Origin of the sequence: Bacteroides sp. AM23-12, assembly GCF_003434395.1 — a bacterium.
GTDB classification, from domain to species: domain Bacteria; phylum Bacteroidota; class Bacteroidia; order Bacteroidales; family Bacteroidaceae; genus Bacteroides; species Bacteroides thetaiotaomicron.
Genome location: NZ_QTLF01000002.1, coordinates 219,146 through 235,142 on the forward strand (window position 1 = coordinate 219,146; position 15,997 = coordinate 235,142).

12 protein-coding genes are annotated in these 15,997 nt (G+C 42.5%); 6 read left to right on the plus strand and 6 right to left on the minus strand.

The features are described from left to right. The first annotated feature begins 5 nt into the window (after nt 1-5). From DW640_RS03130 to DW640_RS03150, 5 genes are all read left to right on the plus strand, one after another. The gene (locus DW640_RS03130) at nt 6-452 is read left to right on the plus strand and encodes a DUF6108 family protein (RefSeq protein WP_032813845.1); all 447 of its coding nucleotides are present in this window, start codon (nt 6-8) and stop codon (nt 450-452) included. A gap of 24 nt (nt 453-476) precedes the next feature. Next, entirely contained in the window at nt 477-1,379 is a 903-nt protein-coding gene (locus DW640_RS03135) for a hypothetical protein (protein WP_008766144.1), read from the plus strand. A gap of 113 nt (nt 1,380-1,492) precedes the next feature. Beyond that, nucleotides 1,493-2,479: a Gfo/Idh/MocA family protein gene (locus DW640_RS03140; protein WP_008760615.1), complete on the plus strand. Its 987-nt coding sequence runs from the start codon at nt 1,493-1,495 to the stop codon at nt 2,477-2,479. A 121-nt stretch (nt 2,480-2,600) separates the two neighbouring features. After that, nucleotides 2,601-3,071: a nucleoside deaminase gene (locus DW640_RS03145; RefSeq protein ID WP_008760614.1), complete on the plus strand. Its 471-nt coding sequence runs from the start codon at nt 2,601-2,603 to the stop codon at nt 3,069-3,071. A gap of 37 nt (nt 3,072-3,108) precedes the next feature. Next, nucleotides 3,109-3,909 (plus strand): fimbrillin family protein, encoded by an 801-nt coding sequence (locus DW640_RS03150; RefSeq protein ID WP_117577314.1) that lies wholly within the window; start codon nt 3,109-3,111, stop codon nt 3,907-3,909. A gap of 140 nt (nt 3,910-4,049) precedes the next feature. On the opposite strand, the gene DW640_RS03155 is transcribed toward DW640_RS03150, so the two are convergent. The 4 genes from DW640_RS03155 to DW640_RS03170 form a co-directional block, all read right to left on the minus strand. Then, nucleotides 4,050-5,654, minus strand: a complete 1,605-nt coding sequence (locus DW640_RS03155; RefSeq protein WP_117577404.1) for a SusD/RagB family nutrient-binding outer membrane lipoprotein — start codon at nt 5,652-5,654, stop codon at nt 4,050-4,052. A 19-nt stretch (nt 5,655-5,673) separates the two neighbouring features. Further along, nucleotides 5,674-8,862 (minus strand): TonB-dependent receptor, encoded by a 3,189-nt coding sequence (locus tag DW640_RS03160; protein WP_117577316.1) that lies wholly within the window; start codon nt 8,860-8,862, stop codon nt 5,674-5,676. Nucleotides 8,863-9,174: 312 nt separating this feature from the next. Further along, complete coding sequence (locus DW640_RS03165) at nt 9,175-10,779, minus strand: OmpP1/FadL family transporter (RefSeq protein ID WP_008760612.1); 1,605 nt, start codon at nt 10,777-10,779, stop codon at nt 9,175-9,177. 33 nt (nt 10,780-10,812) lie between these two features. Then, nucleotides 10,813-12,156, minus strand: coding sequence for a hypothetical protein (locus DW640_RS03170; protein ID WP_008766149.1), 1,344 nt, complete (start codon nt 12,154-12,156; stop codon nt 10,813-10,815). 151 nt (nt 12,157-12,307) lie between these two features. Between DW640_RS03170 and prmA the strand changes: the two genes are divergently transcribed. Beyond that, a complete protein-coding gene (prmA, locus tag DW640_RS03175) occupies nt 12,308-13,150 on the plus strand; it encodes a 50S ribosomal protein L11 methyltransferase (RefSeq protein ID WP_008766150.1) in 843 nt (280 codons plus the stop codon). A gap of 250 nt (nt 13,151-13,400) precedes the next feature. On the opposite strand, the gene DW640_RS03180 is transcribed toward prmA, so the two are convergent. Continuing rightward, nucleotides 13,401-13,916, minus strand: a complete 516-nt coding sequence (locus DW640_RS03180; protein ID WP_117577318.1) for a flavodoxin — start codon at nt 13,914-13,916, stop codon at nt 13,401-13,403. Between the two features lie 24 nt (nt 13,917-13,940). Continuing rightward, nucleotides 13,941-15,977: a thiamine pyrophosphate-dependent enzyme gene (locus tag DW640_RS03185; protein ID WP_117577319.1), complete on the minus strand. Its 2,037-nt coding sequence runs from the start codon at nt 15,975-15,977 to the stop codon at nt 13,941-13,943. Between the last annotated feature and the right edge of the window lie 20 nt (nt 15,978-15,997).

Consider the following 15,997-nt stretch of genomic DNA (forward strand, 5'->3'; position numbering starts at 1 on the left):
TTATGATGAATAAAATCATTCGTACCACACTAATCACCCTGTTACTTACATTCGCCGCCCATGCGGCCGCCCAACAGGGACTACAGATTGCCACCGTCTTCCAGAAGTACGGAAAGCAAAAAGGGGTAACTATGGTAGAGCTATCCAATGAAATGCTGGAAACTTACCAGATGACTCTTTATAAAAGTCTTGTTTTCAAGGATGCCAGCGATGCACTACCTACGATTCTCCGTTGCCTGGAAGCCGACAAGAAGAAAGCAAAGAAGGTGAAAGAAGTGGTTTCCAACGGGCAAATCAAGTCCGGCTATTACCAACTTCCCCAGCTTAAGGAAGATGTGAACCGCTTTATCCTCTTCAAAACCGGAAAGAAAGATTCGGCTACCCTTATCTATATTGAAGGAGAACTGGATGCCGACGACCTGATCACCATGTTATTCATGAAGAAAGAATAAAAAAACAGATAAAGAAATACGAATATGAAAAAACTATTATTACTATGGCTCATGATAGCTCCAATGAGCGGCATGGCACAAAATGAAAGTACACCGCAGGATACAACACTTTACGTCAACGGACGGAAGATCGTAATCAAGGAACAAGGCGACAAGATTAAAGTGAAACTCTACGAAAGCGCATCCGGCGGAGATACGATAACAAACGCGCAAATCTTCGAAGGAGTCTACCTGAACGGGCAGAGTACGGAAAGCCGTACCGTGCTGAGCGCTCTCCCCTTCTCGAAAAAAAACAACAAGAGAAACAGGTTCGAGCCACATGCCGGCGGATTCTACATCGGCTACACCCGACTGTCCAATGACTTCCTCTCATTCAATCCGTCGAACGGTGCCGACCTCAACACCAGTCATTCATGGGAGATAGGCGGCAATCTGTTTACCGGTTCGCACGCCTTTGCACCTACCTATAACTGGGGGATCACCATCGGACTAGGATGGGGATACCGCAGTATGCGCCTGGACGGCAATTATGCTTTTCGTGAAATAGACGGAGTGACTGAAATTTACTCCGGCATGGAGGCAGAAGAACCTACAGAGTACAGCAAAAGCCGTCTGCGCTATTTCTACTTCCGCATTCCGCTCTCTATCGAATGGCAAACACGGCTCAACGGCAAAGGTCCTTTGTTTTTTGCTGTAGGTCCCGAAGCCGAAATACGTCACGGATTCAGATCCAAAGCCAAAGTCAATGGATCGAAGAAGACGATTGACAAGGGACTGAACGGGCGCCCGCTAGGTATCAACTTACTTGCACAAGCCGGTTATGCAGATTTAGGAGTGTATATGCGTTACTCCACCTACGGCCTCTTTGAGAAGAACAAAGGTCCCGAACTTTATCCGTTCTCTTTCGGTGTATGCTGGTACTGGTAAAGTAAATACTCAGACCCTTGCCTATTTCTGACAGTTAACAATCAATAAAGTTGTTCTTAATAAAAAATAGCTTTATCTTTGGGAGTTGTTAAAACAAGCACAATAGGTATATTATGAGTGAAAAGATGATTAAATGGGGCTTCATCGGCTGCGGAGAAGTAACCAAAACCAAAAGTGGCCCCGCCTTTCAAAAGGTAGAACATTCTGAAGTAGTAGCTGTAATGAGCCGCGACGGCGCCAAAGCAAAGGCTTATGCAAAAGAAAGAGGAATCAGAAAATGGTATGATGACGCTCAGGAACTGATAGACGATCCGGAAGTAAATGCCATTTATATCGCCACTCCTCCTTCTTCACACGCTACATACGCCATTATGGCTATGAAAGCAGGCAAGCCTGCCTATATTGAAAAACCAATGGCTGTCACTTATGAGGAGTGTACACGTATCAACCGTATTTCTAAGGAAACGGGTGTTCCCTGTTTCGTCGCATATTACCGCCGCTATCTCCCCTACTTTCAGAAAGTGAAAGAAATGGTAGAGAACGGTTCTATCGGTAATGTCATCAACGTACAAGTCCGCTTTGCACAGCCGCCACGTGATTTGGATTACAACCGTGAAAATCTTCCTTGGCGTGTACAGGCTGATATTGCCGGTGGCGGTTACTTCTATGACCTCGCCCCGCATCAGATCGACTTGCTGCAAGATATGTTCGGCTGCATCCTCGAAGCCAGCGGATATAAGAGCAATCGTGGAGGGCTTTATCCTGCCGAAGATACGCTGAGCGCCTGCTTCCAGTTCGACAACGGATTGGTCGGCAGTGGTTCATGGTGCTTTGTTGCCCATGATTCCGCCCGCGAAGACCGCATCGAAATTATCGGAGATAAAGGTATGATCTGCTTCTCTGTCTTTACGTACGAGCCGATTGGTCTGCACACCGAACGCGGCCGGGAGGAAATCTGTATCGGTAATCCTGAGCATGTTCAACAACCTCTTATTCAGGCAGTAGTAGATCATCTGCTCGGTAAGTCAGTCTGCTCATGCGACGGAGAAAGTGCTACCTTGACTAACTGGGTAATGGACAAAATATTAGGGAAGCTCTAAGATAATCCTCCCTCGTTTGTTTCTTAAAATAATTTAATCACTTTATTCTATCGTTAGTTTTCTTTATATTTGCGAAAGGTAGCAATAAAAGCAAAACTAACGATATTTATTTTTTATAACTATGACCAAAGAAGAACTAATGAGGAAAGCAATAGAGCTTTCGAAGGAAAATGTTGCTAATGGTGGAGGCCCGTTCGGAGCTGTCATTGCAACAAAAGAAGGAGAAATTATAGCTACAGGAGTCAACAGAGTAACCTCTTCATGTGATCCCACTGCTCATGCCGAAGTTAGTGCCATACGTGCCGCAGCCGCGAAACTGGGAACATTCAACCTCAGCGGATACGAAATCTATACTTCATGCGAACCTTGCCCGATGTGTCTGGGTGCCATCTATTGGGCACGACTGGACAAAATGTATTATGGGAACAATAAGACGGATGCCAAAAACATCGGTTTCGACGATTCCTTTATTTATGATGAGCTGGCTTTAAAACCTGCCGACAGAAAACTTCCCTCGGAAGTATTATTGCACAACGAAGCCATTACAGCCTTCGAAGCCTGGATGTCCAAAGAAGATAAAGTAGAATATTAGCATCTAATCTCACTTAACCCCGTTAATACTTAGTAAAATGAAAAGAAAAAGCTTTTTAATTCTCCTCGCAGCAGGATGTTTGTTCAGTTGCCAGCAACAGGATGAACTGCAAGAAACAAGTAAAGAAGCAACCAACTTCTCAATCTCTATCGATGACGCTCTTTCTGACCCGCTTACCCGTACCAGCAATGATCTGTTCCCTGCCAGAAACAGTATCACTACAGGAGAAGTTATCTCCATGGCTGCTTCCGGTCAGGACTATACTCCGTTCATTGTTGGCAAAGACAGCCGCGCATGGAACGAAATAGGAACTGCCACAGGCACAGTAACCTTCTACGCCCATTATCCTGCACTGACAGATGGAGCCGCCACCAGATCAAGCGGTAACAAACGCTATTTAAAAGGAGGTCAGGAGCACTTGTTCGGAACAGCGGAAGCAGCTCCGGGCAGCCAGAATGTATCGCTGAAATTCAAACGAATGACCGTGCCGGTTATTATACTTGATGAGAACGATCGTCCGTATGAAGGCGAAGCTAAAGTTGAGCTCAGCCTGAAAAATGAAGGTACGCAGGATTTATTGAACGGTACCATCGAAATCAACGAAAATGCGCTGTCAGAGAATATCGAAGTAAAGAAAGTATCCGAAGGCATTACTACCAATGTTCTCCCGCAAAAGATCAGTGCCGGAGAGGAAATAGGAACGATCACTGTCGGAGGAGTCACTCAGAAGATCAGTGCAGTAGAAGATCTTGATTTAAAAGCCGGAAGCACACTTTCTGTCAGATTGTCAAAAAGATTCGGAGGTATTATTGATGGCAATGTTCCATTGTACAGATAAGAAGATTGCACTTAAAGACAATCTTGCAGATTATATAAATAAAAGAACGGGACTCATGATGAATCCCGTTTTTTATTTATACCTAAAAACTATATAAGGCCGGTCAGCTCCTAGGAACCGACCGACTTATTTATAGCGTATTATTTTTTATCCCACCATACACGTGATGTCATCTTATCACCGTCGCTGAGTCTCTTTACTGCATCGTTGTAATTAACAGGATTAGCCGTTATCTCGCTTGCCGGATAAATGAAACGACGAGGAATCTCTCCATTTGTCACATTGTTAGGATAGCTGGCTGCATTTCGAGACGGGGTTAATTTAGGATATCCGGTACGACGCCAATTTGCAAAAGCTTCATACTCATTACAGAACGTATGAATATAATATTCCGTATTAATCTGTTCCAGCGCTTTTTCCGTATCAGCATCCAATGGATTAGCATTCAGATAGGCAGTTATCGCATCATCTGTAATCGTAGCTGAGGCTTTTTCATAATAGGAGAATTGTTTCATGGCAGCAGTTACTCCATCTCTATAAAATTTTTCTGCATCTCCTGTATAGAGTCCACGTTTCACTGCATCAGCCAATAATAACAAGTTACCGGCATGAGTGACAAGCATAGAGGGTGAATCCGGGCGTGCATAAACTGTACGGTTAGGAACAGAATATGCTTTTCTCCAATTTTCTCCCGGATATCCCGGAGCTTTACTCAAATCCCAGTCTCCTCCTGACACATCATAACCAACCGGCATACCTTTCTGCTTAGCAGCCGTGTTGTCACCTAAATCAAAATCGGCATCTCCCCATCCCGGTTTAGGATCTCTGGTACAAACTGTAGCAATCAGAGGAAGACGAGGATCGTCCTGAAGGATGTTTATAAATGTTTCGCTGATATAGAACGCCTGAGTATCCAGACTGGAAAATACTTTTCCGTAAGGTTCGGCAGAGTCATCGCTTGGTGAACCATTGGTATGTCTGACGATCGCATTATCATCGTTGCTTACGAACAAGCCATTCGAAACCGCTTTAGCTACCCATGTTTTCGCTTTATCAGGAGCTACTTTGGTCAGGCGCATGGCTACCCGGAGCATCAGTGAGTTTGCAAATTTCTTCCATTTCCCAGCATCACCGTTATAGATAACGTCGGCAGCCCCTATCGTATTACCGGCAGAAGTGCTTAATGCAGCTTGTGCTTCATCGAGTTCTTTCAGCAGGTCATTATAGATTGCTTCTTGTGTATCATATTTAGGATACGGAATCGGATTGGTAGAATACCCCTGCCCTGCTTCAGAATAAGGAACGTCTCCATAAAGGTCAGTCATATTCTGGAACATATATGCTTTCAGAATGCGGCACATCTGATATTCATTCGCATAAGCGGGATTTCCTTCCCAATTATTCATCACATCTATAATATTACGAATAGCTGCACGCCCACCAGAATAGAATCCTCCCCAATAAGCACCACTATACTGATCGTTCCATGTATAGAAAACTCCATACGCCCAATCTACACTAGCCGTATGCTGTATCATGTTGGCTGTGTAGATACAGCCATTACGCCACACGTCCCAGTCGGAGCCACATATCTGTGCTTCAACCTGAGTAAATTCCATTTTATAATCCACCACTCCGGGATTCAGGTTCATAGGGTCGTTATTCACATCCCCAAAGTCATTACAGCTTGTCGCTAATCCCATCAGACCGAAAGCCGTCAATATATATAAAGTAAACTTTTTCATTGTTACAGTATTTAAGATGTTAGAACTTAACATTTACATTGAATCCCACATTTCTCGTGGCAGGATATCCGTTCAATTCCAGACCTTGAGCATTACCGTTATTATAAGCAGATTCCGGATCAATATTATCCGTATGCTTCAATATAGTCCAAAGGTTACGACCGACTAAGGAAAGGGTTACCCCTTTTATAAGTGTCTGCTTATTCAACCATGCCTGCGGCAAAGTATATCCGACTGACAATTCGCGCAGTTTTATAAAACTCGCATTATAAACAAACTCTTCAGCAATATTCTGACTGGTGATAGCCTGCCAGTAGTCTTGTGCAGAAACGGCTACGGTATTCTTCACATAGCCACCATTGCCATCAGACATTACACCATTGCCCACCATTGTTCCTTTACCGTCAGCACCACGTCCCTGCAAAGTATTCTTGTGCAGACCGTTGCTGTAAAGAGACAGATTGGTTCCGGAGAACATCTTAGCTCCTGCCTTGAAGTCAATCAGGAAAGAAAGAGTTATGTTTTTGTAAGTAAATTCATTGCGCCATCCGCCGGTTACCTTATAAACGCCGTTTCCTAATACCTGAACCTCGTCTGAGTGTACAGGAAGACCGTTTTCAAAAATAACTTGTCCATCCGAAGTACGTTTGTATTCATAACCTACTAATTCACCATAAGGATGCCCCAAGATATTCTGAACAGAAACACTACCTACACGTGAATTGGCTCCGTCAAGAGTAAGTCTCTTTATCTTTTCTCCCGTTCCGTCTATTCCCAGGTATTTCACATCACTGCTGTTATAAGCGATATTGAATGTAGAATTCCAGTTAAAGTCCTTTGTATGAACAGGAACGGCATTCACCATTACTTCCACACCATTATTTCTTATTTCTCCGACATTCTGGATAGCTGATTCAAAACCGGACGCACCACTGGTGGTTACCTGCACGATATCATCTTTGGTTGTTTTTACATAATATGCAGCATCCAATGACAGGCGATTATCCAAGAAAGAGAGATTCAAACCAATTTCCCATTCGGAAATCTGAACCGGTTTCAGTCCTTTGTTAGGTACGGTCGAGTTATTGATCGTTACTACAGGCTGTCCGTTCGATTGGTAATTATCTACTTTATAGGTAAGAAGATTCTGATATGCTTTGGTTCCGTTAGATGCAGCTGCATAAGATGCACGCACCTTTCCGAAAGTAAACCAGTCGGGAGTCTTGAATGTATCACTAAATACCCATGACATACCGATAGAAGGATAGAAATAATGATTATTATCTGGGTCCAGTGTAGAGAACCAGTCATTACGTCCGGTTAAGTTTAAGAATACCTGATTCTTATAACCAAGGTCTGCAGTACCATAGATTGAATTTACCCGGTATTCTGTATATTCTTTCTTATACACATGCTTCGCAGTATTGCTGCTTGAATAAAAATCGGGCACAAAGAATGAAGAGGCCTTATCATCCAGACCGTATTTCTTTGTAATATTTCTCTGACGGTTTCCACCGAAAGTAGCACCGACACTCCAGTCTCCGAATGTCTTATTGAATCCGATCAAATAGTTCAGGTTCATTTCAGAGAAGTTCTGAGTGTATTCCTTTATATAACCGCGTGGATCTTCCGGAGAAGCGGAACCGATTGGCTTCACTTCAGAATATTCCAGATTATAACCGTCACGTGTCACAGCCCCCTGAATGTATAACCAGTCAAAGATATCATACTTCAAAGTCATACCACCAGTCAGACGATTACGGTTGGTTTCATTGGTAACCCTGTACTGCAACCAATACGGATTATTGAAATAACCGTTCGTACCGCCTAGCAACTCTTTGCCGTCAGCACCGGTACCCCAGTCACAATCCGGATTTTCACGTTCCATCCAACGGATATCAAATGAATTGGCATGATAAAGAAGTGCGGCATTCGTGTTACTGTTACCATCGGACAAGTTAGAACGACCTTTATTCTTGTCGAATACGTAGTTGGCATTCACCATTAAATGAACTTTTGAAGAAATGTCATAAGTCGTATTCATATTGATACCTTGCTGGCTGATGCTGGAATTGGGAAGTATCCCCTTTACCGCCATATTGGAAACACCAAAACGATAGGATATCTTATCGGAAGCACCGCTTACTGCCAAGGTTGTCGTATTGTTAATTCCCGTACGATAGAAGTTCTTCCAGTTATCTACCGGAGAATAAGCGTATTCGTTACCCAAGAAGTTTACTGCTTTTTTTCCATCCATTACTTCACCCCAGCTGGATGTTTCCGTTGCTTTTGCCACATCTGCAGAAAGCGGACGGTTACCCTGAGTTCCTTGCCCGTAGACATTCTGGAAATCTCGGTAATCATAAATCACATCAAAAGCCAGGTTATTGTTGAATTCAACGGAGACCGGTTTTCCTTTCTGACCGGATTTAGTAGTAATCAAGATAGCACCGTTACCACCACGATATCCATAAAGAGCAGATGCAGCAGCACCTTTCAACACTTGAATATCTGCAATATCATCCGGATTGATACTTGACAAACCATCGCCCATATCTTTACCTCCCCATTGACCTGCACTACCAATATTAGTATTATCAAACGGAACACCGTCGATAACATAAAGCGGCTGGTTGTTTCCCGTCAAAGAAGCATTACCACGAATTACGACACGGCTACTACCACCCGGACCTGTTGCATTTCCGGAAACGGAAACACCGGCAATCTTACCGGAAAGTGCGTTACCAATGTTCGTTGTACGAGCTTCCGTGAAATCTTTTCCTCCTACTGTCGTTGTAGAATAGCCGAGGGACCTTTTCTGACGCTTAATCCCCAAAGCTGTCACTACAACTTCATCGAGTGTCTGCGTATCTTCCTGTAAGGTAATGTCTAAAGGTTTACCCGTGAACTTCACTTCCTGTGGGGTATAACCTACATAAGAGATTTGAATCGTTGCTCCATCAGGAACATTGGAAAGAACAAAATTACCGTCCAAGTCGGTAATTACACCATTTGTAGTACCCTTGACTACAACTGAAGCTCCAATAACCGCTTCACCTGCCTTGTCTTTTACTACACCTTTACACGTACCGTTTTGCTGTGTGACACTCACACTTGTTGCTCCATTCTCAGAGGCTGCATAGGAAATTGCTGCCGGCATGGCAAACAAGAGCAACAGCACACTTACTGATTTGAGTGGTTTAAACATAATACTGCTCTTTTAAGGTTAATAAAAATTGTCTGTGTGTAGAGAGGACGTCAATATTTCATAGTTTGGTTCTGACTACGATTACAAAAATATGAATTTATTTTAAATAACAAGAAAATAAGTAGTTTTTTTTCTTTAAACAAAAAGAATAATTATATCGGCTAACAAAATTACAATATTCAAAACAGAATGAACCTTCTTTGGCATTAAATGAAAAGATAATAAAGAAATCCCTGGAACTGCTGTAGACACTCAGCATTCCAGGGACTCTAACACACAAAAGTTATTATTGAAATTGAAAACAGTTTCTAATTAAAAGCGTAAACCTAAAGTCATCATCACTTTACTACGGCTATTTGTCACATCAGTCTTTTTTAAAGCTCCATCATCAAATGGATAGAAATCTTCCTTATAAGTACTATACATGTAAGCCAAGTCTGCGTAAAAAGTCGATCCTCTATAACCGATACCTAATGTATAATTATTATTTGCTTTTGCATTCGCAAAATCCGTATCCGTATTAATTGAATTGTAGCTCAAATCTTTAAAAGCTGTTTTTTTGAATGCTGCTGACATATAATTATAGCCTAAACGAAAAGCAAATTGAGGAATAACTTTCCACTCAGCACCGATACGGAAAGTATTCACACCTTTCAACATTTCTTTTGCTGTAGGATTCTGCCATCCCATTGCTTCTCCATCCGAATAACTAAAATGCATAGCGGAGTAATCCTGATATTCATATTCTGCTCCAATAGCGAAAGATGATCCATAAGTATACCCAAGACTTAAATTATATTTCCATGGTGTACGGAAACGGAAGTCATATCCATAATCAACACCATTCGTAAAATCATAAGAATCTACAACAGCCTCACTTAATTTTTTAGAGTCAAAATCAGGGGTATATGTCACTGCTCTAACATTCGTTTTAATTTTCAAATTATAAAATGTAGGAGTATGAACAGAAACACCAATACGGAATGGAGAGTCTTCAAATGGACGCACGATAGCTCCAAACTTAAAATCCACACCTGAACCATCTATTTTATTCTCAGTAGTCATTTCATAACTTGGAGTACCATAATTCACATTTTCTACAATATATTCCCCATACTCCTCTCCATAAGTAGAAATCTTTGAGTAATTAACATCGTAAGCACCAATGGTCAATCCTAAATAAACACGATCACTTATATTAAAAGCAACATTAAAATCATACTGATTGATTCCTCCTTTTTCATGTCCATCATACCATGAATATGGTTGAGGTAAATAACCTATATAGCCATTTTTATCTTCATTTTCATTATATAAATATCCATTCCAGCCGATAGCAGCCAGCCAGCCAGTCTGACTATCAGTAAACAGATTAATCTTATCATCAGCTAACTTACTGATAAAGTCACCATTCGCTTTAATCATAGTGTTCGCTTGATTCGTCATTTGATTAGTCTGAGAAAGAATTGTTCCTCCAGGCCCCAGATTAATCAAACCTTCCATTGTCATATACTTATCAAATGACTTGGAACGAGTGTAACTGAATCCAAAATTCACATAACGCAAAGCGGTCTGATTTCCAATTTTAGAAGAAAACACAAATCCTATATTATCAAATGATCCACGAGTCTTATCAACATTAAACTTTGATCCTTCATATTTACTCTCCGAACCAAAAGAAGAAAAGCCGAAAGTTCCCATTATATCATTACTACGATATATACCAATACCAGCCGGATTTGTCCCCATAGTAGAAATATCTCCTCCTAGTGCACCCATTGCTCCTCCCATTCCTACAAAACGGGCAGTTCCATTCAAATCCTTCTGCGTAAACTTAGCACCATCGTATATTGTCTGGGCGCTTGCACTTGCCACCATAATAAGAGCAAGTGCAGCTATATTTATTTTCTTTTTCATACGTTTCCTTAAATATTATTATATGCTATAGTTTTATCTCCTGCTACCGCCTCTAGCTGAACCTCCACCACCGGAAGAACTTCCACGACTACTGCTACTACTTCCGCCTCCATACGAAGAACCACTAGAACGAGAAGAACTGCTACTAGGAGAATAAGAACTGGAACTACTAGAACGACTACTGCTACTAGGAGTATATGTTCGAGAACTACTACTAGAACGGTTACTACTGCTAGGAGTATATGTTCGAGAGCTACTAGAGCGACTAGGTGTATAACTACTACTTCCTCTTGAATAAGTTCCGCTACTTCTAGAAGAAGATCCCCTATTATAAGTACCTTCACTTCTTGAAGAAGAAGTACGAGTGCTACTACTACGATTCATACCCGAAGATGTGCTGGTACGAGTACTGCTCGGACGAGTATAGGTATCTCTGCGAGAAGAACTAGTTCTTGTACTTACTCCTGTCCGTGTACTATTCTCTCTGGTTCCTACTACACGTCCCGAAGTTGTTCTATTCGAAGATGTACGAACTGATGAAGGACGAGAAGACTGATAACGGTTAGAGGTATATCTGGTACCATTGGTAGTACGGTTAACACTCCTGTTAGGAGAACGACGATTGGTGTATAGCATGTCTCTATGACCACCGCCCCAGCCCCAGCTAGGACCACCACCCCAGTGGTGATGATGTCCCCAATAACCGCCGCCATAGAAGCCACCCCAGTAGCCACCATACCAGCCGCCCCATGAACCCGGGTAATATCCCCAACCATAGTAAGGACGATTCCATCCCCAGCCATAGTTCCATCCCCAACCGTAGGAGTTGTAACGCCAATCCCACCAAAGCGGATTACTAAATGTCGGGAAAGCATAAGCGTACATACCATCAGTATATACATTCCAGTTCCATGAATTAGGTCCGTAAACAACGTCCCAATAGAGTGGACTGCTAATGCTGATAGCAAAACGTGGATTACGGAAACGGATAATACGTTCAGCATATTCATAGTCCTCTTGCGAACCATCAAATTCACCGGTTACCCATTCTCCTTCCAAGTCTGGCTGAGCTTTCTCTTTTATATATAAGGTATCGTTTTCCATTACGAATTCATTCTCACGAGCGTCATAACGGCGGTTATATTCATCCACATCCCGTGTTTTTCCCTTGCGGTCCTGAACTACAACGGTAGTGCCCGGTGATGTATAGATGTTGGTCGTGACTTGCTTTCTCGGTTCCTTCTTTTCCGGAGTCGTTTCTTTCTTCTCCTTTTTGTCTTTAGAAGGTACGAAATAAAGGTCGTCATCAACGCTTTGTGCCATCAAGCCTATAGGGAGGCATAAAGCAATTAGCAAGAAATAAACAATCTTTTTCATATCATCTCGGTTTATGTAATTACTTAAACTTATTCACATTACAAAGATAAGGAAGAGATTCGCCACTCTAGGGAGATTTTCCCCAAAGGATAATAGGGAAATCCCTATTTCTAACTATCTTTGCAAAAGATTCACCAAATTAAAAACAACTATGAAGTATTTTGAGTTCACATTCCATACAAGTCCATGCACAGAAACAGTAAATGACGTACTGGCTGCCGTATTAGGTGAAGCCGGATTTGAAAGTTTTGTTGAAAGCGAAGGCGGACTGACTGCATACATACAACAGGCATTATGCGATGAAAATACAATAAAAAATGCAATAACCGAATTTCCTCTGCCCGATACGGAGATCACTTATACATACGTTGAAGCGGAAGACAAAGACTGGAACGAAGAATGGGAAAAAAATTTCTTTCAGCCGATTGTGATCGATAACCGATGTGTTATCCATAGTACCTTCCATAAAGATGTACCCCAGGCAACTTATGATATCGTTATCAATCCGCAAATGGCTTTCGGCACGGGACATCATGAAACGACAAGCCTCATCATCGGGGAGTTACTGGACAATGAGTTGAAAGATAAATCACTTCTGGATATGGGCTGTGGAACTTCGATCTTAGCTATTCTCGCCCGCATGCGGGGAGCACGCCCATGTATCGCTATTGACATTGACGAATGGTGTGTACGAAACTCTATTGAGAACATTGAATTAAACCACGTAGACGACATCGCCGTTTCACAAGGAGATGCCTCATCGCTTGTTGGCAAAGGGCCCTTTGATATCATCATCGCTAATATAAACCGGAATATTCTATTGAACGACATGAAGCAATACGTTGCCTGCATGCACCCGGGATCGGAACTTTATATGAGTGGATTTTATGTGGACGACATTCCTTTCATCCGCCGGGAAGCAGAAAAGAACGGACTGACCTTCGTACATCATAAGGAGAAAAACCGCTGGGCAGCAGTGAAGTTCACATATTAAGCATTAATCTTCCTTATCTGTTTCAAGAAGACACAGACCACGTATCTTTAAAAGACAGCATATATTTGTAGTAGAGATAAGATGTACGAGATGCTCATCTCGTGCTGTACGGCATGCTCATCTTGTTATACACCAGATGCTCATCCAGTAGTGTACGAGATGAGCATCTGGTACATACCATCCTTTAATGAAAAGAATGGTATGATATAATATTCCTTCTGTTATGTTACCGGGAAACAGATATAAAGTATTAAGGTTTTGAATCAAACTCATTCTTTACCTGTTCGCACCATTCCCTGATTCTCTTTTCCGCTTGCTCGGATTGATTATCCAAATCGACGACCAAACCGCACCACCGATCACCACGCAACGCTCTGGAACGTTCGAAAGTGTATCTTTCGGAAGAAGTAAAACCGACCAGTGTGGCCCCGTCTCCTTCAAATACCTCGGCAAGCAGTCCGATTCCGTCAGCAAAGTTTTCGGGATAACGTATCTGATCTCCTAACCCGAAGACAGCTACTTTTTTCCCTTTCAAGTCCAATGTACGAAGTTCCGGCAATAACTCATCCCAATAGGTAGGAAGTTCTCCGTCAAACCAGGTCGAAGCACCTACTATAAAACAATCGTAAGCTGCAAAATCATTTTGCCATGCCTGCTCAATAGGCACCACTTCTATCCTATCTTTTCCAAATTCTTTCTGAATTTTCTCTGCCACCCAAGTAGTCTTATCAGCTTTGGTGGCATAAAACAAACCTATCTTTTTCATAAACTATACCTCCATTTTATTCCATTAATATTCCAATAGTTTTTTAGCTGCCTCATAGATCTTCGCCTCATCCGGCAATATCTCTTTTTCCAGAATCGGATTGAAACCGACAGGAGTAAATGTAGAACCGACACGCTGCACCGGACCATCCAGATAACGGAACATATCCGTTCCGATCATAGCAGCAAGTTCCGCACCGAAACCGGAGAACACCTTGTCTTCGTGAACAACCAATGCTTTACTGGTCTTTTTCACCGATTCGAAAATCGCCTCCTTATCTAATGGTATCAATGAACGAATATCGATCACTTCGACTTTCCAGCCACTTTCTTTTTCCAGTTGCTCTGCTACGTGCAGGCAGAAATGGGTAGTATTACCATAAGTAATAATGCTCAAATCCGTTCCTTCACGACGAATACGTGCCTTTCCGAAAGGAATCTCAAAATCTTCCGGAACAACAGCTGCTGCTTCTACCGAATTATATAGAGCTTTCGGTTCCAAAAACAAGGTAAATCCCTTTGAACGCATACTGGTTCGTAACAATCCGGCTGCATCATCCGCAAAAGAAGGACAGACAATACGTGCACCCGGCAACGTTGTTAGGGCACCCTCTATATTTTGGGAATGATATAATCCACCACCGATATATCCTCCGGAAGCAAGCCGTAAAGTGATATTCGGAGCAAACTTACCGTTACTGCGCCAATATTCATGAGTACACTCCACATACTGTTCTACGGCAGGCCAGAAGTAGTCTGCAAACTCAGCTCCTTCTATCACTACATGGATTTTAGGGTCAAAGCGGCTCATACCATTGGCTGTACCTACAATATAATCTTCGGCAATCGGTGCGCTGAATACACGCGCCTCGCCAAATTCCTGCTGCATGCCTTTGGTCACATTAAAGACCCCGCCTTTTTCTCTGTTAGCCACATCTTGTCCCCAGATAAAGGTATCCGGATTATGGCGGAATTCCGCTTTCAATGTTTCATTAATTGCATTGACCAGGAAAGTCTTCTCTCCTTCTTCCTGATGAGTACCTTCTTTGTATTTTTGCGGCTGATAAGGTTCGGGCATCACAAAATCGTAAATGCTTTTAGGATCAGGTTCAGGGGCAGCCAGCGCCTTGCGGTTGGCAGCAGATAGTTCCTTCTTTGATTCAGCTTCAATTTGCAGCAGTTCCTCTTCCGTCAAGCGCTTATAGCGCAATAACATCCGCCGGAACTTCATTAACGGATCAGCTTCTTTCACATATTCCAGTTCGTTTTCGTCCCGATAAAGTGTATGTTTATCCGAGTTGGAATGAGAACCGATACGAACGCAGTTAGCCTGTACAATCACAGGATTACGGGTACTGATCGCATATTCGCGTGCCTCAGTCATGGCATTCATAGAATCGAACACATCTTTTCCATTGCAGTAGATAATCTTCAGATTCTTGAAACCGGAGAAGTTCTCAGCTACTTTACGATTGGCAGTCTGCTCAGATTTAGGAACAGAGATGCCATATCCGTTATCCTGTATAACGAAAATCACCGGAAGACGTTCCAGACTAGCTCCATTGATAGCCTCGTAAACAAAGCCTTCGGAAGTAGCAGATTCTCCGTGCGAAGTGATTGCTACTCCTTTATGCCCATAATATACCATTGCTCTTGCTACACCTGCCGCATGAAGGTCATGCGTTCCGGTAGCAGAAGATATATTTTCAATATGCCATTCCGGTTTAGCGAAGTGATTCGACATATGACGTCCGCCGCTACCGGGATCAGTTGCTTTCGAAATACCATTCAATATAATCTCTTCCGCAGTCATTCCTGCAGAAAGCACGGTCAGCATATCTCTGTAATAAGGAAACAGGAAATCTTCTCCCAATGTGAAAACCTGACCGACAGCCAGTTGGATACCATCATGCCCCGCATAAGGAGCATGGTATGACCAACCCAAGGATTGCAGCTGGTAAGACGGCGCCTTCTCGTCCAAAGCACGCCCTAATGTCATCAGATGGTACCACTTTTTCAGTGTTTCAACATCCGTAGTCTTTATATCATATTTCTTTTTCATAGTTAATGAAGTTCTTAATG

Excerpts from the sequence above, each read along its gene's own strand:
- DW640_RS03130 (WP_032813845.1), top strand. The coding sequence starts at position 6 with ATGAATAAAATCATTCGTACCACACTAATCACCCTGTTACTTACATTC.
- DW640_RS03135 (WP_008766144.1), top strand. The coding sequence starts at position 477 with ATGAAAAAACTATTATTACTATGGCTCATGATAGCTCCAATGAGCGGC.
- DW640_RS03140 (WP_008760615.1), top strand. The coding sequence starts at position 1,493 with ATGAGTGAAAAGATGATTAAATGGGGCTTCATCGGCTGCGGAGAAGTA.
- DW640_RS03145 (WP_008760614.1), top strand. The coding sequence starts at position 2,601 with ATGACCAAAGAAGAACTAATGAGGAAAGCAATAGAGCTTTCGAAGGAA.
- DW640_RS03150 (WP_117577314.1), top strand. The coding sequence starts at position 3,109 with ATGAAAAGAAAAAGCTTTTTAATTCTCCTCGCAGCAGGATGTTTGTTC.
- DW640_RS03155 (WP_117577404.1), bottom strand. The coding sequence starts at position 5,654 with ATGAAAAAGTTTACTTTATATATATTGACGGCTTTCGGTCTGATGGGA.
- DW640_RS03160 (WP_117577316.1), bottom strand. The coding sequence starts at position 8,862 with ATGTTTAAACCACTCAAATCAGTAAGTGTGCTGTTGCTCTTGTTTGCC.
- DW640_RS03165 (WP_008760612.1), bottom strand. The coding sequence starts at position 10,779 with ATGAAAAAGAAAATAAATATAGCTGCACTTGCTCTTATTATGGTGGCA.
- DW640_RS03170 (WP_008766149.1), bottom strand. The coding sequence starts at position 12,156 with ATGAAAAAGATTGTTTATTTCTTGCTAATTGCTTTATGCCTCCCTATA.
- prmA (WP_008766150.1), top strand. The coding sequence starts at position 12,308 with ATGAAGTATTTTGAGTTCACATTCCATACAAGTCCATGCACAGAAACA.
- DW640_RS03180 (WP_117577318.1), bottom strand. The coding sequence starts at position 13,916 with ATGAAAAAGATAGGTTTGTTTTATGCCACCAAAGCTGATAAGACTACT.
- DW640_RS03185 (WP_117577319.1), bottom strand. The coding sequence starts at position 15,977 with ATGAAAAAGAAATATGATATAAAGACTACGGATGTTGAAACACTGAAA.